The sequence below is a fragment of the Parafrankia sp. BMG5.11 genome, assembly GCF_004337455.1.
This window is the reverse complement of the sequence record NZ_SJXI01000133.1, coordinates 1-19,416: the sequence shown is the minus strand read 5'-3', so window position 1 is coordinate 19,416 and position 19,416 is coordinate 1. Positions and strand designations below refer to the sequence as shown.

Below are 19,416 nucleotides of genomic sequence, written 5' to 3'. Positions count from 1 at the left end.
ACTCTTTTCAGACACCCTCTACCGGCTTTTAACCGGTTAGTTCAGGGTTCGAGTCCCTGACGGCCCACTCTTGGAGGGCATTTCCTGCGCATTTTTTAAACATTCCCGAAGAAACTTCGCCTCCTCTTTCGAGGACCCCGGATAGCCAGCTTGATCCGGCGGCTCTGTTGCGTCCGGAAGTTGGCCATTCTGCTGGTCGGGAACCAGTTTGAACGCGATGGCGACCAGGGTTGCCGCCCCGCCTGTTGACACTCGCCGGCGCTTCCGTCCCACTTGTTACCAGTGGTTGCGGTGCAGCACCTGGCCCAGGGGAACTCGGGGAGCCGGTCGGAATTCGGTACCGACGGTGTAGGCGAGTGGAATGAACGCGGCCAGCATCACCCGGTTGAACGGGACGCCCAGCAGCGTGGCCATCTCGCGTTCGAGGGGCGCCTGTGCGGTCGTCCACACCGTTCCCAACCCCCGCGCACGGGCGGCGAGCATGAAACTCCACACGGCTGGCAGGATCGAGCCCCAGGTCATCGACTGCGCGAGGACGGAAGCGTCGTCGGTTCGTCCTTCGACGCAGGGGACCACGAGCGCGGGCACGCGGTGGATGTTGTCGTACAGGTGCTGGAAGCCGCTGCGCATCTTGGACAGCGACGACGGGTAGGCGTTCATCCGCTCGGCGTCGCGCTGCGTCAGCGGGCTGGCGTGCGGGTCGGCTGCGGTGACCGCCTTCCGGAAGACGTCCGCGAGCGCGTAGCGTCGCTCCCGGTCGGTGACCACGACGAAATGCCATCGCTGCCGGTTACGACCGGTTGGCGCCTGCACGGCGAGCTCGACGCATTCCTGGATGAGCTCCCACGGCACCGGCCGGGACAGGTCCAACCGGTGGCGTACCGCCCGGGTGGTGGACAACAACTCATCGGGCGACAGGTCCAGCAGCATGCGCGTGCCTCTCATGGCCTCATGTGGATCGGGGAACTCACAGGTTGCCGGGCAGCGGCGCCAGGGCGGTAGCGTCCGGTTTCATCAGGTGAAAGCGACGCGGTGACGGCCGGACGCGGCGCGGTGATCATAGATTTCACGCGGTCACCCGACGGCTAGGACGGCGCGGCATCCGGAAGGCGGCGGTATGTCGGCGGTAGGCAGGGCGTTGTCCGTCCTGGACGTGTTTGCCGACGGGTCGGCCAGCCTGCGGCTGACCACAATCGCGGCGCGCAGCAGTCTGCCGTTGCCCACGGCGTTGCGGCTGGTGCGGGAGCTCGTGGCGTGGGGAGGGTTGGAACGTCAGGCGGACGGGTCGTACCGGCTGGGGACCCGGCTGTGGGTGCTGGGCGGTCAGGTTCCGTGCCAGCGTCGGCTCACCGACGCCGCACAGCCCTACCTGCGTGGACTGCGGACGGCGACGGGCCGCGCCGTGGCGCTCACCTCCCTCGACGGCAATCGGCTGCTCGTCGTCGACGAGCTGGGCGCAGCCGTGTCGAGGGGGTCACATCTGCCCCTGCACGCGACGGCCGCGGGCAAGCTCTTTCTGGCCCACGGTCCTGACGCCCTACGACAGCAGGTCCTGAGCGACCTGGTGCGGGTCACGCCATACACCGTCACCGCGCCGGGGCTACTCCACCGCCAGTTCGCTGACATTCGCGGTGGCTCGCTTGCGATCGCCAAGGAAGAAAGGCGTCTGGGGGAGGTTGAGATCGCCGCACCGGTGGGTCCGACAAGCGACGGCGGTCCAGCGGCGGCGCTCTCGGTGACCGCGCCATCCGTCCCGGCCGCGCGGCGAGCCATGCCGTTGCTCGCCGCGACCGCCGCCGCGCTCACCGCCCACCTCACCCCATCCATCTCCGGCTAGACCCGTACTCCCGCCTTCCCGCCGGGAGCCAGTTGAGCAGTTATTGCCAGGACTGACGGGTGCGGAGCCCCACTGTCGGCTACTGAACGTGACCGCAGTTCGTGTCCGGTGAAGGAGGTCGAGGACGGGTTGGACGTCGCGCTCAGCGGACGAGGTAGGGCCAGCATTCCATGGAGGCGGCCAACCACCGCGCGCCGTGGGAGAATCGCGCTGATGGGTGGGACCGGCGTTCGGGACGGGCGGGAGCGGTGAGGATCGAACCGGCGGACGACGCCATGTTCCGCGAACGCGACGCCTGGCGTTACGACCCGCCCTACGACTTCTACGACAGCGACGGCCTACCCGTGAAGAACCCCGAGCTCTTCTTCGCCGTGCGCGACGACGACGGCGCCCTCATCGGCTTCTACTTCTTCGAGCCGTGCGGCGACGCGCTGTTCTATGGGTTCGGCCTGCGACCGGATCTCACCGGGCGTGGGCTCGGCGAGCAGTTCGTGCTGGCTGGCCTGGAGTTCGCCCGCCCCATCTACGGCCGGCGCCGCGTGGCGCTCGATGTCGCGGCCTTCAACGAACGCGCCATCCGCCTGTACCGGCGCATCGGCTTCACCGAGACCGGCCGGCATACCGAGACTTTCGACGGTTACGGGGCCGTGGAGTTCATCGACATGGAAAAGCCCGGCTGAACGCCCTCGGCGCCGGGCCGGGTCGATGCGGAGGCCCTGTTCGCCGAGGGCGGCCCGCGGCTCGTAGACACCGAGGGCATGTTACTGAACATCACCGACGGTGGCGACTGCTCGGATGAACCTGACCGCTGCTCATGGGCTGCTCACATACGCGGTCGGTTGCTCATCTGTATCTGACGCCTACACCCGGACAGTACCGCCCGTGCCGACAAGTCGTTCGACCGGCTATCCGGGGAGCCGGACGACTATCTCGACGCGCCGGTTGAAACGCTGACCTTCGGGGTCGGGTGAACCGTCCGGGTTGGCCTCTTCTGTTAGTGGCTGGGTGCTGCCGAGTCCGACCGCAGTGACCGCCGTGGCAGATACAGCGTGGTCGAGCAGGTACTGCTGAACGACCCGGGCGCGGTTTTCCGACAGGGTCTGGTTGCCTCTGACGGCGCCGGTCGCATCCGTGTGGCCGCGGACCTGGATCTCGCCGGCCGAGAACTGCGAGTTGATCAGGCGGATGGTGGCGTCGAGCGTGTCCGTGCTGCCGATGACGTCGCTGCCGGTCGCGAACAGGTTGTCGCTGTTGAAGACCAGAATGAACAGTGCGGTGCCGTCGGCGTGCCTCGCGGAAAGGTTTTCCCCGGAGATTCCGGTGAGGTCGATGTTGTCAGGCCCCGGCAGTCGGTAGAGCGAGCCCTCGATCAGCCGGGTTCCCTCTTCCGGCTCGTGGGCGTAGCCGCCGATGTCGCACGGGATGCGGATCACGAGTCCGGCGCCGAAATCCTGGGTGCCGCAGGTCGGGTCGGGCTCGCCGTCGTCATTGATGTCGTCCAAGCCGGGTTCGGCCCCGGGTGGCAACGACGTCGCGGACGATTGGTCCGGGGAGGTGTCAGCTGACGGGTCGGTAGCGTCGTCCGTAGGCGTGCGCGTCACCGCCGGGGGCGAGTCCGCAGCCGTGCCCGACTCGGAATCAGAGCTGCCGCATCCAGCAGCGATCGCACCAGCCATGAGCACGAGCAGTAACCGAGCCGCATTCTTGTGTCGCATCGATCCCCCATTTTGCTTTCGGCGTTGCCGCATGTTAGCGGTGTTGACCTGCGGAAACGGCACAACTGCCTGCTAGCCGACAGGCAGGAAGGCAGCCGGGGGCGGCGTGGCCGGAGTCAGAACGAATCGGCGATGTCTTCGGGCCGGCCGTTGCAACCCATCGGGGTGTTGCCGGCGACCGATGGTCGGCGAGGCAGCTCATCGAGACGCGGGATGATCTGGGCGTATTGTGCCTGAGCCAGTTCCTCGGCCCGGTCGGCTGCATCACGGGTCGCCTCCCAGCCGACCCACTTGTCGGTGTCTTTGGGGATGGTGAACTTGGCGTACCGCTGCCTGGCTCCGCCCTGCTTCGCCGCCCGGAACCCCGGGTCGGCCAGCAGCGTGTCCACCCGCTCGGCGGAGAGGCGTGCCCGCTCCTCGTCGCTGAGTCGCTCGGTGTCCTCGTCGGCGTCACGCTGCGCGGGAAACCGCGCCGAGGGGCGGCCCGTCAGTTCCTGCCATTCGAGGTACCAGGGCGCGGACTGCTCCCAGAAGCGGATCAGACCGTTCGCGGCGAACGCGACGCTGACCCGGCCGGTCTCGCCCTTGTTTTTGATCAGATGCGTAGGCGGGTCCGCTACCTCGTCCTCATCGTTGTCGGGGTCGAAGGCAACGGCCTTGAGGTACAGCACTGCGCCACCGAGCATCGCGGCGAGAGCGAGGAAGCCGGGCAGGTCCAAGGCGCCCGGCGAGATGTTCACCTCCGGGCCGAGGTCGCGTTCAGGCACCGCGGGCACCAGGGTCATGGTGTTGCGCGCCGCGAATTCAGTCACGGACGCGGCCAGTGTGGCGAGGTTGTTCACGGTGCGACCGTAATGACTGGGTGTGACAGTTCACTCACGCGCCCTGCGGGTGGCGGATGGTCGCTACTGACAACGTCTGGCTGGGCCCACCTCGGGCGTAGGGTCGGATGCCGATATCGGTTTCGTCGCTGTCGGAGGTGGGTCAGGGGTGCGGGAGTTTCAGCGGGGTGCGGTGCGGCTGCACATCCTGCACCACGCGGCCGAGGGGGAGATCCACGGCGCATGGATGACCGAGGAGCTGGCCCGCCACGGCTACCAGATCAGCCCCGGCACGCTGTATCCGACGCTGCATCGGCTGGAAGCGGACGGGCTGCTGACCTCTGACCAGCGTGTCGTGGATGGCCGGGCCCGGCGGGTCTACCGGGCGACCGAGGTCGGGAGGCGGGCTCTCGCGGAGGACCGCAAGGCTCTGGCGGAGCTGGCCCGCGAAGTCCTCGGCGACGACACCCTGTAGGAACCGCGTTGGGAGTCTGCGGGGCGTGCGGCTAAGCCGTGGCGGTGGGGTGCAGGTGGGCGTCGAGGGAGTAGGCGCCGGCGCCGACGATGAGCAGGAAGAGGCTGCCGCACAGCTGGGCGAGGTCGGTGCGGGATTCGTGGACGAAGTCCCACCAGCCGGATGCGCCGTCGAAGAGCGGGGCGTCGCCCCACAGGATGGGCAGCTTGGTGATGAGTAGCGCACCGAGCATGTTCACGATCATCGGCAGGGTGGCGAGTCGGGTGAGCAGCCCGGCCAGGATCAGCGCACCGCAGGCGATCTCGAAGCCCCCGTCCAGGGGTGCGAAGAAGCCGGGGGCGGGGATGGCGGCCTTGTCGAACCGGCCGGCGCCGAGCTCGTCGGGGTAGAGGAACTTCTGAATGCCCTCGAAGAGGAAGACCGCGCCGACGTAGAAGCGGATGAGGATCACCGCGGCGGGCGCGGTGGTCGAGGTCAGCCGGGCCTGCCAGGTGCCGAGTTGTGTCATACGAGGTGCCCCTCTGCCATCGCAACGTATCGGATACCGATACCGTCCCGTGAGCCAGCGGGGCACCGGTGGTTGTGCGCCCGGCCCGCAGCCGTGTCGTGCAAGGGTTACGGGGCCACCATGCGGCGTATCCCGTAGGCGGCGGCGCCCACGGCCAACACCGCGACCCCGGCGATCACAGAGGCCGGAGGCAGGGCGAAAGCCAGCGTGAGGCAGCCCGCCAGCCCGAGGACAGGGATCAGGCGGTGCGGGCGGCCCTCGCCGGGGGTCAGGGTCCAGGCGGAGACGTTGGCGATGGCGTAGTAGGCCAGCACACCGAAGGAGGAGAACCCGATCGCCCCACGCACGTCCGCCGTCGCCGCGAGGACCGCCACCACGGCGCTGACGGCGAGCTCGGCCCGGTGCGGCACCCCGAACCTGGGGTGGACCGCCGCCAGGGCGTGGGGCAGATGCCGGTCCCGGGCCATCGCCAGGGTCGTGCGCGAGACGCCGAGGATGAGCGCCAGCAGCGAGCCGAGCGCGGCCACCGCCGCGCCGACGCGCACCACCGGCGCGAGCCAGCCCGCGCCCGCGGCCTGGACGGCGTCCGACAGCGGTGCGGTGGCATCGGCCAGCTGCGACGGCCCCAGCACCGCGAGAACGGCGATGGCGACGAGCACGTAGACGACCAGGGTGATGGCGAGCGCGAGCGGGATGGCCCGGGGAATGGTCCGACCCGGGTCGCGGACCTCCTCACCGAGAGTGGCGATGCGCGCGTATCCGGCGAAGGCGAAGAACAACAGACCCGCCGCCTGCAGCACCCCGCCGAAGGAGGCGTCCCCGCCGATACTCAGCCGCGCGGCATCCGCCTCACCGCAGGTGAGGACGGCGAGGACCACGCCGGCGAGAACCACCAGGACCACGGCCACGATCGCCCGGGTGAGCCAGGCGGATTTCTGCACCCCGGCGTAGTTCACGGCGGTCAGCGCGACCACGGCGGCCACCGCGACCGCGTGCGCCTGACCGGGCCACACGTACGACCCGACCGTCAGGGCCATCGCGGCGCAGGAAGCGGTCTTACCGACCACGAACCCCCACCCCGCGAGATAGCCCCAGAAGACACCAAGCCGCTCACGCCCGTAGACATAGGTCCCGCCCGAGGCCGGATACCGAGCGGCCAGCCGGGCGGAGGACGTCGCGTTGCAGTACGCGACCACGGCGGCCAGAGTCAGCCCGAGCAGCAGCCCGGAGCCAGCCGCGTGCGCCGCCGGAGCGAGCGCAACGAAGATCCCCGCACCGATCATCGACCCCAGACCGATCACCACGGCGTCGGGCACCCCGAGGCGACGCCGCAACTCGTCCGGGACGCCAGCGGCGGTCGATGCCGTGCTCACGGCTCACTCCTCGGCATGGGTGCACTCCTTACGGAATCCGATATCGGAAGACGATACGTGACCGAGTGTGCCGCCCGACCGCATCCCAGGCCAGAGGCGCACAGATGACGATTCTCATAAATGATCAGTTGCGAGAGTGCTGCGAGACCCCCGGGTTGTGTCCGTTTTGCCCCGATGGTCGCTCGCAGAAAACCTCTCGCAACTCCAGTGTTCTGCGAGGCACTTCTGAGGGCGCTGACGCCCCTGTGATGTCTGCCTTCGCGTAGCCGCCGATCAGTCATGATCAGAGGATGCGCCGACGTCGTGCCCGTCCATCGGCTCCGGTGTCGGAGTTCGCCGGGTTCCGGTTCCCGCCGGAGGTGATCGTTCTGGCGGTGCGGTGCTACCTGCGGTACGCCCTGTCATACCGGGATGTCGAGGAACTGCTCGCTGAACGCGGCCTCGAGGTCGATCACGTCACCGTCTATCGGTGGGTGCAGCGCCGCCCTGCTGCGGCCGCCGGACGAGAGACGATGATCGTGGCATGGTTATCCGGTCTGGCCGTCCCGGCGACGTAGACGAACTGCTGGCGTTCTGGCGGCATGCCGCCGATGGCACGAGCGTGAGCGACGACCCGATCGGGGTCGGCCGGCTGCTGGCGCATGACCCCGAGGCCGTGCTCGTCGCCGAACTGGACGAAGTCATGGTCGGCACGGTGGTGGCCGGATGGGACGGGTGGCGCGGCCATATCTATCGGCTCGCGGTCGCCCCCGACCACCGCCGGACCGGTGTGGCGCGTGCGCTGCTGGCGGCAGCCCACGAGCGTTTCGTCGCTCTCGGAGCCGTCCTGGCCGACGCGATGGTGGAAGACGACAACCTCGATGCCCACGCGACCTACGAGAAAACCGGCTACCGGAAACAGGAAGGCCGAACCCGGTGGCTCCGGGACCTCCACACCAGCACTGACCGCAGGGACTGAGCCCAGAAGATCGACAAGGCCGGGACGAATAACGTAGTTCGCGCGACTGTCGCGTGCAGCGCTTCACGCCGCTGCTCGTGGACACCGCCCGGCCTGCCGGCACCGTCCCGGGAGCAGATGGTTCGTGGACGAGACCTATGCGAAGGTCGCCGGCCGGTGGACCTACCTGTACCGTGCCGTCGACCAGCACGGTCAGGTCATCGACGTCCTTGCCGGCACTCGCCGCGACCAGGCTGCCGCTCGCCGGTTCTTCGTCCGGGCGCTGGCGCATGGCCGCCGGCCGGTCGTGGTCACCACCGACAAGGCACCTGTCTATCTGAGGCTTCTCGCCGAGCTGCTCCCCGAGGCCTGTCATGTCGACGCCGCGCGGGAGAACAACCGGATCGAGGCCGATCATGGATGGCTCAAAGTCCGGCTGCGGCCGATGCGCGGGCCGAAACGGCTCCGCTCGGTCCAGACGATCAGTGGCCGCCACGCCCTGATCCAGAATATCCGCCGCGGCCATTACGAACTTGCCATCGACATCGACCCACAGCTTCGGCTTGCTGCCACGTTCGCCGAGGTCGCCCGCGCCGTCTGACCGTGGGCGGCCGGGCCTCTGGCGTGCGTCGGATCCTCCGAATGCGTCAGCGCAGCCATACCTCATCTGCTCGCAGGACTACAGTCCCGTCGAAGATCCGCCAGGAATCAGTCGGCGCCCGTTCAAGGTCGTGGGGCGGCCCCCGACCCGACGGGCACACGTTGAGCACGTGGAAATTTCCACAATCATGTCGTGCATGGTTGGATTTTCCAACCATGCAGGTCGGGATGGAATTGATCAGTACCAAAAACTATCGTGGCCGTTATTCGAGTTGGTTAAAAGCCGGTTGCTCGGTTCTGCGCGCTGCACGGGCGCGTGCGTGGTTGCGGGGATGTAGTGCGGCGCTCCGTTACGCGATTAGCGCTGCGGCGAAATCCATCAGACAGGGAACCTGCCCCGGGTGTCCGGATCTGCTGGATATCGGCCGGCCTGCGCCGAACCCGGCCTGGGCCGAGTGTGACGGGTTAGAAGGCGGCGGGGTGGACGGTGCGCATGACGTCGTCGAGGATGGTGGCCAGCGGGGTGCGGCCGTCGGTGGCCATCCAGGCGCGGTTTGCCGCCTCCATGCAGGCCAGCGCGGCGCCGATGACCGCGGCTGTGCGAGCGCCGGTGGCGGGGCCGGCCCCCGGGTGGCTGTCACCTGGGTGGCTGTCGACTACGGCGCCAGCTCCCGCGGGACTGTCATCCGCGGGTCCGGTTCCCGGGTAGCTGAGGCGTGCGGCGATCTGGGGCGCGAGCCGGTCGTGCCATCGGCATTGTCTTTCCAGGTTGCGGGCCTGCAACCCGGGACTGCCGTCGAGCATCTGCCGCATTGAGAGGGCGCCCTGCGGGTCGCTGGTCTGGTGGGCGATCAGGGTGTCGAAGGCCCGGCGCAGCGCGGTCCAGGCGTCCTCGTTCGCGGGGCGCTGGTCCAGGGCCTCGGCCAGGGACGCGCCGAGGGCGTCGAGGTGCCCCAGGACGACGTCTTCCTTCGACCCGAAGTAGCGGAAGAAGCTGCGGCGCGACATTCCGGCGGCGGCCACGATCTCGTCGATCGTCGTGGCCTCGTAGCCGTTGCGAACGAAGAGGTCCATCGCGACGGACATCAGCTCGGTCCGCACGGCGCGCCGGGTGCGCTCGCGGAGGTCGAGCCCTGCTGACACCTCACCCGCCACAGTCGTACTATACGCCGCGCCACACCTGCCCCAGGATATCGACGGTGGCATTGAGTGTCGTTTCCGGCGTAGTGTGCCGGGTGACTGAGGGGCAGGTGCCGCGGATGACCGGTTCAGCGGAGAGCATCGGCTGGGTGATGTGGTCCGGCACGGTGGGCCTGCAGCGCCCCCTTGCGGAGCGGGTGGAGGCCGCGGTCGCCGGCGGGTTCGGCCGCATCTCGATCAGCCCGCTGGACGTGGCGCTGGCCCAGGAGGCCGGCACCGCGCCCGCCGAGCTGGGGCGGCGGCTGCGCGACCAGGGCCTCGGCATCGTGCTCGACGGGTTCATGAACTGGTATGGCGGCGAGCCGATGACGGCTTCGCGCTCCATCGCCTTCACCGCGGACGAGGTGCTGGACATGTGCGCGGCCCTGCGGCCCGCGGCGCTGACGGCGTTCGCCCGCCCGACCGGTGACCTCCCGGTCGAGGAGATCGCCACCGCGTTCGGGCAGCTGTGTGACCGCGCGGCGGAGTTCGACACCCTGATCCAGCTCGAGTTCATGGCCATGATGGCGATCAGGGACCTGCCGGCCGCGATGGCCGTCGTCGCGGCGGCGGATCGGGCCAACGGCGGCCTGGTGTTCGACACGTGGCACTTCTTCCGGGGGAACCCCGACTTCGAGGCGCTCGAGGCGCTCCCGGGCGACCGGGTCTTCGCGGTGCAGGTGTCTGACGGGCCCGCCGAGGCACCGGACGACATCGCCCGGGACACCTTCAACCGGCGGCTTCCCGGCGACGGCGGTTTCGACCTTGTCCGGCTGTTCCGCGTGCTGGACGGTATCGGCGCGCTCGGCTGGGTCGGGCCCGAGGTTCTCTCCCCGGCCACCGAGGGGATGCCCGCCGCGGAGGCCGCCGGCCTCGGCGCCGCCCGGGTGCGCGAACTGATCGACCAGGTCCGGGCGTCATGATCGCGGCGAGGTTGCACGGCCCCGGTGACCTGCGCGTCGAGGAGGTCGACGAGCCCGAGGCGGCGGCGGGCGAGGTGAAGATCGCTGTGGCCCACAACGGGCTGTGCGGCACCGACCTCACGGAGATCTTCTCCGGGCCGCGGGCCTGTACGACGGTGCCGCATCCGCTCACCGGCGGCGTGCTGCCCCAGATCGTGGGCCACGAGTTCGCCGGGGTGGTCGCGGCCGTCGGGGCGGGCGTCACCGACGTCGCCGTCGGCGAGCGGGTCAGCGTGGAGCCGCTCTACTCCTGCGGTGACTGCGACCGCTGCCAGGCCAGTCTCCCCGAACTGTGCCGGCAGGTCATGACGCACGGGATCTGCTCGAACGGCGGCGGGCTGGCCCAGTTCACGACCGTCCCGCGGGCGATGGTGCACCGCCTTCCCGCGTCGATGTCGCTGGCCGAGGGCGCGCTGGTGGAGCCGATGGCGGTCGCGTTCAACGGCGTGCTGCGCTCCGGTGCCGAGGCGGGCGGATCCGCCCTCGTGTTCGGTGCCGGGCCGATCGGGATGGGCGTGGTGTTCGGGCTGCGCGCCCTCGGGGTGACGGACATCCTGCTCGTCGAGCCGGCGCCGGCGCGGCGTGCCGCGGCGGAGCGGCTCGGTGTCGCCGACGTCCTCGACCCGAACACGACCGGCGTCGCCGACGAGGTCCGGCGCCGCACCGGCGGTCGCGGCGTCGACGTGGTGCTGGACGCCGCCGGGGCGCCCGGGACGTTCGGGCTGGCCCCGGCCGTGCTGCGGGCCCGGGGGCGCTACGTCGGGATCGCGGTCGCCGAGCGGCCGGTCGAGTTCGCGCCATGGGTGCTGGCCCGGGGGGAGATCGAGCTGACCGGGTCGCTGGGCTACGGCCCCGGGGTGTTCACCCGGGTGATCGATCTGATCGCGGGCGGCGCGTACCCGACGGCGGGGTGGGTCGACCACGTCGGCCTGTCCGACCTGCACGACGCTCTACAAGATCTTCGCGACGGCCGGCGGATGAAGGTCCTCGTCGACCTGCCTGCCGGCTGACCGGCGGGCCGGGCTTCGCTCGCCATCTTGGGAACGCCTGCCATCTCGGGAGAGCCGGCCACCGCGGAACGGCGCGACGGCGGGTACCCGCACCGGACACGGAAGGGCACAGCATGGAGACCGGGCTGGACGGCCGCACGGCGGTGGTCACGGGCGGGAACGCCAACATCGGACGGGGTATCGCCCTCGCCTTCGCGGCCGAGCGGGCGAACGTCGTCATCGTCGGCCGGGATGAGGAGCAGGGCCGTCGGGTGTGCGAGCAGCTGCTGGCCGCCGGGGCGGGGAACGTGCTGTGGCAGGCCGCCGACGTCACCGACCGCGCACAGGTGGTCGCCATGGTGGCTGCCGTGCGGGAGCGGCTGGGTGGCGTCGACGTGCTGGTGAACAACGTCGGCGGCAATGTCGACCTCGACGCGTTCGCAGACTCGGACCCGGCGACGTGGGAGCGGGACATCTCGCTCAACATCATGAGCACCCTGAACTGCACCCATGCGGTGCTTCCCGGGATGATCGAGCGGGGGAGCGGGCGGATCATCAACATCGGCTCGACGTCGGGGATCGTCGGCGACCCGCTGCTCGCCGTCTACTCGGCGATGAAGGGCGCGGTGCACAGCTTCACCAAGGTGCTGGCCAAGGAGGTCGGCCGGCAGGGCATCACCGTCAACGCGATCGCGCCCTACGGGACCCTCCCCGAGGACATGAGCCGGGACGTCAGCTCGGGCAGCCGCTGGCATCCGGACGGGGTGTTCGCCCGGCTGGCCGCCACCCGGGGCCCGGAGCTGCACTCCATCGGCCGGCGCACGGTGCTGGAGCGTCAGACCGCCCTGCCCGCCGAGATCGGTGCCGCCGCCGTCTACCTGGCCTCGGACGCCGCCGCGTTCGTCACCGGGCAGGTGTTGTCGGTGGACGGCGGCACCCAGATCGCCTGACACAAGTAATCGCTCACTCTGTTAAAGTCCAGCTCGTGGCGGCGGGTGCCGGGGCGGAACGGCGAAGCCCGGTCGACCGGTTGATCGGCAAATTGGTGGGCAAACCGTGCCAGGCGCCGGCACGGCGCGGCGAGATCGGGGATTATCGCGTCGATCGGTGAGTGCCGCGCCGACGGCGGAGTCGGAACGGGCCCGCGCCGACGACGGGGAGTGCCCACTCCCCACGGCGGCCGTGGCCCGCGTCTGGGCAGCCAGGCGGGCAGACCCAGCGGGCAGATCCAGCAGAGGGAGCGACATGGCGATCCAGTCGGTCAATCCGGCGACGGGCGCAGTGGTCAGGACGTTCGACGCGCTCAACGGTGACGAGATCGAACAGCGGCTGGCCCTGGCCAGCGCGACGGCCGACGTCTACCGCCGGACGACCTTCGCCGAGCGGGCCGCGCTGCTGCGGCGGGCCGCCGACATTCTCGACGCGGAACGGCACGAGATCGCCGTGACGATGACGACCGAGATGGGCAAGACGCTGCGCTCGGCCGAGGCCGAGGCGGCGAAGTGCGCGAAGGGCATGCGGTTCTACGCCGAGCACGCGGCGGCGTTCCTCGCCGACGAGACGCTGGCCGACCCGGGCTCGGTCGGCGCGAGCCGGGCGTTCGGCCGGTACCAGCCGCTCGGCGTCGTCCTCGCGGTGATGCCGTGGAACTTCCCGCTCTGGCAGGTCGTCCGGTTCGCGGCGCCGGCGCTGATGGCGGGCAACGTCGGGCTGCTCAAGCACGCTTCGAACGTCCCGCAGTGCGCGCTCTACCTGGAGGACCTGTTCCGCCGGGCCGGGTTCCCCGAAGGCGCCTTCCAGACCCTGCTGATCGGCGCCGGGCAGGTCGAGGCGGTGCTGCGCGACCCCCGCGTCGCCGCGGCGACCGTCACGGGCAGTGAACCGGCCGGCCAGGCCGTCGCGTCCGTGTGCGGGCAGGAGATCAAGAAGACCGTCCTCGAGCTCGGCGGCAGCGACCCGTTCGTCGTCATGCCCTCCGCCGACGTCGCGCGCGCCGCCGAGGTGGCGGTCACCGCCCGCTGCCAGAACAACGGGCAGTCCTGCATCGCCGCGAAGCGCTTCATCGTCCACGAGGACGTCTACGAGCAGTTCGCCGAGCTGTTCGTCGCCGGGATGGCGGCGCTGAGGGTCGGTGACCCGATGGACCCGAGCACCGACATCGGCCCGCTGGCGACCGAGGGCGGCCGGCTCGACATCGAGGAGCTCCTCACGGACGCGGTGAAGGAGGGCGCCAGCATCCTGTGCGGCGGGACGGCGCCGTCCGGGCCGGGATACTTCTTCCCACCGACCGTCGTCGGCGACGTCACCCCGGCGATGCGCCTGCACCTCGAGGAGGCGTTCGGCCCGCTGGCCACCCTCTACCGGGTGCCGGACATCGACGCGGCGATCGAGCTGGCGAACGTGACGTCGTTCGGGCTCGGCTCCAACGCGTGGACGACCGACCCGGCCGAGCAGGAGCGGTTCATCTCCGACCTGGTCGCCGGCGCGGTCTTCCTCAACGGCATGGTCAGCTCCCATCCGGAGCTGCCGTTCGGTGGCGTCCGCCGCTCCGGCTACGGCCGTGAGCTGAGCGCGGTCGGCATCAGGGAGTTCTGCAACCTCAAGACCGTCTGGGCCGGCTGAGCGAGCGGAGCAGCGCCAGCGCGGGCACCGGTAGCCGGTGCCCGCGCCACCGGCTCAACCCAGGCCCTTCACATTCTGCTTCAGTTCGAGTCCTGCTTCAGCGCGGTGTCGATGGTCAGCGCCGAGGCCACCACGAGGCTCAGCATCGGCTGCGGCAGCGGCCGGTGCAGCTGCACCACGTAGTTGTCGGCCGTGGTGAACATCGTCCGGGCCAGGCCCTCCCAGGTCTTGGTCACCCGGGCGACCTCGGTGTCGTTCTGGTCGACGATCGAGAAGTTCCACGCCCGCCAGTTCTCGGCCTTGATCATTCCGACGTTCGTGCCGCCGGCCTCCAGCCCGAACCGGATCTTGCCGAACACGTTCTGCTGGATGATGCTGCCGACCTCCCGGCCGTCGGGCAGCGTCACGACCACCTTCGACTTGAACAGCTTCGCCGGCCTGGTCAGCACCAGCTGCGGCACACCGGCGGCGTCACGCACCTCAAGCCGGTGGGTGAGGAACTGGTCGACCGACGACACGAAGCGCACGGCCTTCTTCAACGCGTTCTGGCCGACCTCGACGACCGAGCCGATCTGGTTCCCGTTCTGGTCGAAGACGGCGTACTCGTTCGTCAACTCGATCAGCTTCGTCTTCTGGTTGACGACCAGCACCGGCTCGCTGAACAGCGAACCGCCGCCCTGCGCCGGCACGTGCACCCCGGCCTGCTCGCGGACCTGCCGCTGGACCCGGTCAGGGGTGTGGCGGGTCTGCACGGGCGGCGGCTGGTAGCCCTGCGGGCCGCCCCAGCCGCCCGGCCCCGGCCCGCTCTGAGGCGGGACCTGCTGGCCGGGCTGGCCGTACTGCTGTTGGCCGTACTGCGGCTGGCCGTGATGCGCCGGGCCATGGTGCGCCGGGGCGGGCTGCGAGGGCGGTGCCGGCTGGGTGTGGTCGGTCCACGTGTTGCCGTCCCACCATCGAGCGCCGGGCTGTCCTGACGGGTCGTCGTACCAGCCTGGCGACACGCTCTGTGACATGTACCCACTTTGCCACTCGTCGGTCCTCCGGGTGCGGCCGGGAGAGGGCCCGGGCCGTCCCGGGACGTCGGTTGGGCGATAGCCGGTGACGGCGGTGGCATCCGGCCGTCCGGCCGGCCACGCGGCGATGACGGCCCGGCGTGATGCCCGGGTTGGTTACCGTGGCGGGGTGCGCGATCTCGTCCGTCCGCTGTGGGAGGAGCCGCGTCCGGCGCGCCCGTCGACACCGGGCCGGCGGGACTGGCCGCTGGCCGCCGCGCTCGCGGTCGCCGCGCTCACCGAGGGGTTGCTGCGGGCGGACCTTCCGTGGCGGACCTGGTCGGTGTTGCTGGCACTCGCCCTCGTCCCGACCCTGCTGTGGCGCCGGGCGAGGCCGCTGGCGGCGGTCACGATCGCCTTCGGTGCCTCGGCTGTGGCCTCGGTGCTCACCGGCGGCGGCGTCCCCCAGCTGAACAGCATGATCTTCATGCTGCTGTTGCCGTACTCGCTGCTGCGGTGGGGATCGGGCCGGGAGGCCGTGACCGGCGCGGCGGTCGTGCTCGCCGCCGCCGCCGTCTGCATGATCTCCGCCGCCACCGGTGCCGCCGACGCCGTCGGCGGCGCGGCCGTGCTGCTCGCCTCGTTCGCGCTGGGCGGGGCGTTCCGGTACCGGGCCGGGGCCCGGCTGCGCGAGCTGGAGCAGGCCAAGCTGCTCGAACGGGAGCGGCTGGCCCGGGATCTCCACGACACCGTCGCCCACCACGTCTCGGCGATCGCGATCCGGGCCCAGGCGGGCATCGCCACCGCGCCGTCGAGCCCAGCCGCCGCCGCCGAGGCACTGCGGGTGATCGAGCTCGAGGCGTCGCGCACCCTGGCCGAGATGCGGGCCATGGTCCGGGTACTGCGCCGTGACGAGCCGGCGGAACTGGCGCCGAACCCGACCGTCGCCGATCTCGAACGGCTCGCCGGCCAGGCCCGCTCCGGCCCGGCGGTGCGGGTGCGGATCGTCGGCGAGGTGGGAAATCTCCCGCCGTCGGTCGGGTCCGCGATCTACCGGCTCGCGCAGGAGTCGATCACCAACGCCCGCCGGCACGCGCGGCACGCGAACCACGTCGAGGTCGTGGTGTCCGCCGATGACGCGTGCGTGCGGCTGTCCGTGCGCGACGACGGCGACACCGCCGCCCTGCACCCGCCGCCGTCGCCGGGCTACGGGCTCACCGGGATGATCGAGCGTGCGCGCCTGCTCGGCGGCACCTGCGAGGCCGGCCCCGCCCCCGACCGGGGCTGGACGGTGACCGCCACCCTGCCCCGGGCCGGGTGGGCGACGTGAACGCTGGCCGCGACGCGGGTGGGAGCGCCGACCCGCACGCCGGTGGGAACCCCGATCCGGACATCCGGGTGGTCGTCGCCGACGACCAGGAGATCGTCCGCACCGGCCTGCGGATGATCCTCGACGCCCAGCCGGGCATCGTGGTCGTCGGCGTGGCGGCGGACGGCCGCCGGGCCGTCGAGCTCGCCCGCCGGCTGCGGCCCGACGTCTGCCTGATCGACATCCGGATGCCCGTGATGGACGGCATCCAGGCCACGCTCGCCCTTGCCGGGCCGGGGGTGGCTGATCCGCTCGCCGTCGTCGTCATCACCACCTTCGACCTCGACGAGTACGTCTACGCCGCGTTGCGGGCCGGGGCCCGCGGCTTCCTGCTCAAGGACGCCGGCCCCGATCTGCTGGCGCAGGCCGTGCACGCCGCCGCCCGCGGCGACGCCCTCATCGCGCCGAACGTCACCGCCCGGCTGCTCGCCACCTTCGCCGGGAGCGGGCCCGCACCGGTGCCGGTGCAGCCGGTCGAGGCGCTGACCGACCGCGAGGAACAGGTGCTCGCCACCGTGGCGGGCGGCCGGACGAACAGCGAGATCGCCGCCGATCTACACATCAGCCTCAGCACGGTCAAAACCCACATCGCCAGCCTCATGGCGAAGCTCGGCGCCCGCAACCGCGTCGAGATCGCCCTCTGGGCCTACCAGACCGGACGGGTCGACGTCCGCCGGTCGGGGGCGGGCGGCGCGGGCGGGTGGTAACGGCATCTGTCCGGCCGGCGTCCGTCGGCCGGAAGTAGGACCCGGAGCTCGCCCGATCGGCCAGGGTGGCTCCGGCCTCCACGCTGATGAGAGCACCACCCCGTCGGCCCCATGATCGTCTCGTGACCGATGAGAACGGGACCGCGCTCAGGTCTCCTTCCGGCCTCGTGGGTTCGCCCGGTGCTGTGGGCTCACCCGGAGCCGCGGGCCTGCCTGGCCGGCGCGCGGTCGCCGGGTCGTCCGCCGCAGTCTCCTCCGTTGTCTCGTCGGGGCGGGCCTCGTGGCTGGTGCCTGCCGGGCTGCTCCTGCTCAGCGCCGTGCCGGTCGCGGCCGGCGCGCTGCGGGTGGGTGAGCTGGCCGGCGGCGCGCGGGCCACGGCGGAGAACGCGCGCTTCGTCGCCCAGTCCGTGCCCGTGGTGGTGCACATCATCGGGGCCAGCCTGTACAGCGTGCTGGGTGCCTTCCAGTTCTCGCCGGGCCTGCGTCGGCGCGCACCTCGCTGGCACCGCGCCACCGGGCGGCTCCTGATCCCCTGCGGGCTCGCCGTGGCGTTCACCGGCGTGTGGATGACGCTCTTCTACGACCTGCCGCCGGCCGACGGCGTGGTTCTCGCCGGCCTGCGGATCATCGTCGGCACGGTGATGGGAAGTGCCGTCATCCTGGGCGTCGTCGCCGTGCGGCGGGGTGACGTCGCCCGGCACCGGGCCTGGATGATCCGGGCCTACGCCCTCGCGCTGGGGGCGGGGACCCAGCTGTTCACCCACCTGCCCTACGAGATCGCCGTCGGGAAACCGGGCGAGGCCAGCCGGGCGGTGCTCATGGCCGCCGGCTGGCTCATCAACGTCGTCGTCGCCGAACGGATCATCCGGGCGCGTCCGCCGGGCGGTCGTCGGACGGCGGCTGGTCCGCCCGGTCGCCGTGGGCGCGGTACTGCTGCGGACTGACGCCGTACCGGCGGCGGAACGCCGTGCTGAGGGCGAACGGGCTGCCGTAGCCGACCTGGCGGGCCACCGCGCCGACCGTGGCCGCCGGCTCCTGGAGCAGGTCGGCGGCCAGGGTGAGACGCCAGCCGGTCAGGAACGCGATGGGCGGCTCGCCGACCAGGCTGGCGAACCGGCGCGCGAACGAGGCGCGGGAGACGCCCGTGGCCGCGGCGAGGGTGGCGATCGTCCAGGGGCGCTCGGGATGGTTGTGCAGCAGCCGCAGCGCGTGGCCGACGACGGGGTCGCCGTTGGCCCGCCACCAGGGCGGCGCGTCGGTGTCGGGGCGGGCGAACCAGGCCCGCAGCGCGGTGACGAGCAGCAGGTCCAGAAGCCGGTCTAGGACGGCGGCCTGGCCCGGGTCGTCCCGGCCGATCTCCTGGGCCAGCATGGGTACCAGCGGGCAGTCCCAGTCGTCCGCGCGGATGACGGCCAGCGCGGGCAGCGCGTCGAGCAGCCGACGGCTGACCTCGCTGTGCTGCTGGTACGTGCCGGTGAGCATCGTCGTCGGCGGGGCCGTCGCGCCGTCGCGCTGGTTGCCCCAGGTGCGCACGCCGAGATCCATCTGCGCGGCGAGGCTCGCACCCGACAGCGTGGTGCAGACCTGCCCGGGATGGATCACGATCCGCGGCGGGGTAGCCGGGTCGTCGGCGACGACGTACGGGTCGGGCCCGCGGGCGACGGCCACGTCGCCCGCGCGCAGCCGCACCGCGGGGGTGTCCCGGGGGAGCACCCAAACCTCGCCGTGCACGACCGCGACGACGGTCAGCGGCGCCTGGTCCCTGATGAGCATCGACCAGGGCGGGGACATGACCGAGCGGATCGCGAACGCCCCCCGCGCCCGCGGCCCGTCCAGCATTCCGGCCAGGACGTCCATCAAGATTTCCCGAGGGGGCTGGCGTCTTCAGTCGTGAGGGGAATCGGGTACGGACCGTGACCGTTGGTGTGCGTCGCCGGTATGTCCGGATCATGGTTCGGCGGGGGGTGGTGGGTGCGGGTGGTGTCTACGGCCGTGGGTATCGCAGGGTGTGGTGCTCGAAGTTCCGCTGCCCTGTGCTCGCTGGTCCTGTCGGTGACCGTTGTGGCGAGCTGGTCCGGGAGAAGTGCGCCGGGTATGAGTGGATGGTCGTTGCGTGGGAGGTCACGCCGGACCCTGTGGATCTGTTCGTGAAGGTTCACCTGAGGCACTTCCCGTCGTGTGTCGCCGACCAGCTCGCGGGGTTGACGTCCCGGGTGCTGCGTGAGGGGTTCGGGTATCTGCGGTTCTGGTTGCCGGCGCTGTGTGGTCGCGGTTGTACGTCGCCGCCACCGTCGGCGCGGTTTCGCCCGAGACTGTCCGCCGGTACGTTG

20 protein-coding genes and 2 pseudogenes are annotated in these 19,416 nt (G+C 70.9%); 14 read left to right on the top strand and 8 right to left on the bottom strand.

Annotated features, from left to right (window positions below; all coding sequences use genetic code 11):
* Nucleotides 1-276 precede the first annotated feature (276 nt).
* The gene (locus tag E0504_RS46805) at nt 277-930 is read right to left on the bottom strand and encodes a nitroreductase family protein (protein WP_112105547.1); all 654 of its coding nucleotides are present in this window, start codon (nt 928-930) and stop codon (nt 277-279) included.
* A gap of 187 nt (nt 931-1,117) precedes the next feature.
* Here E0504_RS46805 and E0504_RS46800 point away from each other — a divergent pair, with 187 nt between their 5' ends.
* Together E0504_RS46800 and E0504_RS46795 are read left to right on the top strand one after the other, a co-directional pair.
* Nucleotides 1,118-1,837, top strand: a complete 720-nt coding sequence (locus tag E0504_RS46800) for an IclR family transcriptional regulator (protein ID WP_071060104.1) — start codon at nt 1,118-1,120, stop codon at nt 1,835-1,837.
* A gap of 248 nt (nt 1,838-2,085) precedes the next feature.
* Nucleotides 2,086-2,517: a GNAT family N-acetyltransferase gene (locus tag E0504_RS46795; protein ID WP_112105548.1), complete on the top strand. Its 432-nt coding sequence runs from the start codon at nt 2,086-2,088 to the stop codon at nt 2,515-2,517.
* A gap of 225 nt (nt 2,518-2,742) precedes the next feature.
* Here the strand turns inward: E0504_RS46795 and E0504_RS46790 are convergent, their stop codons facing one another.
* A complete protein-coding gene (locus E0504_RS46790) occupies nt 2,743-3,615 on the bottom strand; it encodes an OmpA family protein (RefSeq protein ID WP_235013812.1) in 873 nt (290 codons plus the stop codon).
* Nucleotides 3,616-3,668: 53 nt separating this feature from the next.
* A complete protein-coding gene (locus E0504_RS46785) occupies nt 3,669-4,394 on the bottom strand; it encodes a hypothetical protein (RefSeq protein ID WP_112105549.1) in 726 nt (241 codons plus the stop codon).
* A 148-nt stretch (nt 4,395-4,542) separates the two neighbouring features.
* On the opposite strand from E0504_RS46785, the gene E0504_RS46780 reads away from it, so the two are divergent.
* The gene (locus E0504_RS46780; RefSeq protein WP_112105550.1) at nt 4,543-4,848 is read left to right on the top strand and encodes a PadR family transcriptional regulator; all 306 of its coding nucleotides are present in this window, start codon (nt 4,543-4,545) and stop codon (nt 4,846-4,848) included.
* A 31-nt stretch (nt 4,849-4,879) separates the two neighbouring features.
* Here the strand turns inward: E0504_RS46780 and E0504_RS46775 are convergent, their stop codons facing one another.
* Entirely contained in the window at nt 4,880-5,356 is a 477-nt protein-coding gene (locus tag E0504_RS46775; protein WP_071060992.1) for a DoxX family protein, read from the bottom strand.
* A 107-nt stretch (nt 5,357-5,463) separates the two neighbouring features.
* Nucleotides 5,464-6,729, bottom strand: coding sequence for an APC family permease (locus tag E0504_RS46770; protein WP_112105551.1), 1,266 nt, complete (start codon nt 6,727-6,729; stop codon nt 5,464-5,466).
* 290 nt (nt 6,730-7,019) lie between these two features.
* Here E0504_RS46770 and E0504_RS46765 point away from each other — a divergent pair.
* From E0504_RS46765 to E0504_RS46755, 3 genes and pseudogenes are all read left to right on the top strand, one after another.
* Nucleotides 7,020-7,211, top strand: a pseudogene (locus tag E0504_RS46765) (IS6 family transposase); the annotation flags it as partial.
* A 41-nt stretch (nt 7,212-7,252) separates the two neighbouring features.
* Nucleotides 7,253-7,687, top strand: a complete 435-nt coding sequence (locus E0504_RS46760) for a GNAT family N-acetyltransferase (RefSeq protein WP_131627732.1) — start codon at nt 7,253-7,255, stop codon at nt 7,685-7,687.
* Between the two features lie 53 nt (nt 7,688-7,740).
* Nucleotides 7,741-8,267: pseudogene (locus tag E0504_RS46755) on the top strand (IS6 family transposase); the annotation flags it as partial.
* 464 nt (nt 8,268-8,731) lie between these two features.
* Here E0504_RS46755 and E0504_RS46750 read toward each other — a convergent pair.
* Nucleotides 8,732-9,409 carry a TetR/AcrR family transcriptional regulator gene (locus tag E0504_RS46750; RefSeq protein WP_235013814.1) on the bottom strand — a complete coding sequence of 226 codons (678 nt, stop codon included), beginning with the start codon at nt 9,407-9,409 and terminating at the stop codon, nt 8,732-8,734.
* Between the two features lie 116 nt (nt 9,410-9,525).
* On the opposite strand from E0504_RS46750, the gene E0504_RS46745 reads away from it, so the two are divergent.
* The 4 genes from E0504_RS46745 to E0504_RS46730 all read left to right on the top strand — a co-directional run bounded on the left by E0504_RS46745 (nt 9,526) and on the right by E0504_RS46730 (nt 14,018).
* A complete protein-coding gene (locus tag E0504_RS46745) occupies nt 9,526-10,368 on the top strand; it encodes a sugar phosphate isomerase/epimerase (protein WP_131627730.1) in 843 nt (280 codons plus the stop codon).
* Nucleotides 10,365-11,417, top strand: coding sequence for an alcohol dehydrogenase catalytic domain-containing protein (locus E0504_RS46740; protein ID WP_112105554.1), 1,053 nt, complete (start codon nt 10,365-10,367; stop codon nt 11,415-11,417). The genes E0504_RS46745 and E0504_RS46740 overlap by 4 nt, the downstream gene beginning before the upstream one ends.
* Nucleotides 11,418-11,530: 113 nt before the next feature.
* A complete protein-coding gene (locus E0504_RS46735) occupies nt 11,531-12,346 on the top strand; it encodes an SDR family NAD(P)-dependent oxidoreductase (RefSeq protein ID WP_112105555.1) in 816 nt (271 codons plus the stop codon).
* A 295-nt stretch (nt 12,347-12,641) separates the two neighbouring features.
* Nucleotides 12,642-14,018: an NADP-dependent succinic semialdehyde dehydrogenase gene (locus E0504_RS46730; RefSeq protein ID WP_112105556.1), complete on the top strand. Its 1,377-nt coding sequence runs from the start codon at nt 12,642-12,644 to the stop codon at nt 14,016-14,018.
* 80 nt (nt 14,019-14,098) lie between these two features.
* Here the strand turns inward: E0504_RS46730 and E0504_RS46725 are convergent, their stop codons facing one another.
* Entirely contained in the window at nt 14,099-15,031 is a 933-nt protein-coding gene (locus E0504_RS46725) for a phospholipid scramblase-related protein (RefSeq protein ID WP_112105557.1), read from the bottom strand.
* 127 nt (nt 15,032-15,158) lie between these two features.
* On the opposite strand from E0504_RS46725, the gene E0504_RS46720 reads away from it, so the two are divergent.
* The 3 genes from E0504_RS46720 to E0504_RS46710 all read left to right on the top strand — a co-directional run bounded on the left by E0504_RS46720 (nt 15,159) and on the right by E0504_RS46710 (nt 18,030).
* Complete coding sequence (locus E0504_RS46720) at nt 15,159-16,340, top strand: sensor histidine kinase (RefSeq protein WP_112105563.1); 1,182 nt, start codon at nt 15,159-15,161, stop codon at nt 16,338-16,340.
* Nucleotides 16,341-16,408: 68 nt separating this feature from the next.
* A complete protein-coding gene (locus tag E0504_RS46715; RefSeq protein WP_071065228.1) occupies nt 16,409-17,086 on the top strand; it encodes a response regulator transcription factor in 678 nt (225 codons plus the stop codon).
* A 185-nt stretch (nt 17,087-17,271) separates the two neighbouring features.
* A complete protein-coding gene (locus E0504_RS46710; RefSeq protein WP_112105558.1) occupies nt 17,272-18,030 on the top strand; it encodes a DUF2306 domain-containing protein in 759 nt (252 codons plus the stop codon).
* Here the strand turns inward: E0504_RS46710 and E0504_RS46705 are convergent.
* Nucleotides 17,948-18,943, bottom strand: coding sequence for an AraC family transcriptional regulator (locus E0504_RS46705; protein WP_131627728.1), 996 nt, complete (start codon nt 18,941-18,943; stop codon nt 17,948-17,950). The genes E0504_RS46710 and E0504_RS46705 overlap by 83 nt on opposite strands.
* Nucleotides 18,944-19,035: 92 nt before the next feature.
* Between E0504_RS46705 and E0504_RS46700 the strand changes: the two genes are divergently transcribed.
* The coding region (locus tag E0504_RS46700; RefSeq protein ID WP_306769405.1) for a transposase at nt 19,036-19,416 on the top strand (381 nt) is incomplete at its 3' end.

What these genes read in the sequence shown, in the direction of transcription:
- E0504_RS46805 (WP_112105547.1), bottom strand. Translation starts at nt 930, where the DNA reads ATGCTGCTGGACCTGTCGCCCGATGAGTTGTTGTCCACCACCCGGGCG.
- E0504_RS46800 (WP_071060104.1), top strand. Translation starts at nt 1,118, where the DNA reads ATGTCGGCGGTAGGCAGGGCGTTGTCCGTCCTGGACGTGTTTGCCGAC.
- E0504_RS46775 (WP_071060992.1), bottom strand. Translation starts at nt 5,356, where the DNA reads ATGACACAACTCGGCACCTGGCAGGCCCGGCTGACCTCGACCACCGCG.
- E0504_RS46760 (WP_131627732.1), top strand. Translation starts at nt 7,253, where the DNA reads ATGGTTATCCGGTCTGGCCGTCCCGGCGACGTAGACGAACTGCTGGCG.
- E0504_RS46745 (WP_131627730.1), top strand. Translation starts at nt 9,526, where the DNA reads ATGACCGGTTCAGCGGAGAGCATCGGCTGGGTGATGTGGTCCGGCACG.
- E0504_RS46740 (WP_112105554.1), top strand. Translation starts at nt 10,365, where the DNA reads ATGATCGCGGCGAGGTTGCACGGCCCCGGTGACCTGCGCGTCGAGGAG.
- E0504_RS46735 (WP_112105555.1), top strand. Translation starts at nt 11,531, where the DNA reads ATGGAGACCGGGCTGGACGGCCGCACGGCGGTGGTCACGGGCGGGAAC.
- E0504_RS46730 (WP_112105556.1), top strand. Translation starts at nt 12,642, where the DNA reads ATGGCGATCCAGTCGGTCAATCCGGCGACGGGCGCAGTGGTCAGGACG.
- E0504_RS46725 (WP_112105557.1), bottom strand. Translation starts at nt 15,031, where the DNA reads ATGTCACAGAGCGTGTCGCCAGGCTGGTACGACGACCCGTCAGGACAG.
- E0504_RS46720 (WP_112105563.1), top strand. Translation starts at nt 15,159, where the DNA reads ATGACGGCCCGGCGTGATGCCCGGGTTGGTTACCGTGGCGGGGTGCGC.
- E0504_RS46705 (WP_131627728.1), bottom strand. Translation starts at nt 18,943, where the DNA reads ATGGACGTCCTGGCCGGAATGCTGGACGGGCCGCGGGCGCGGGGGGCG.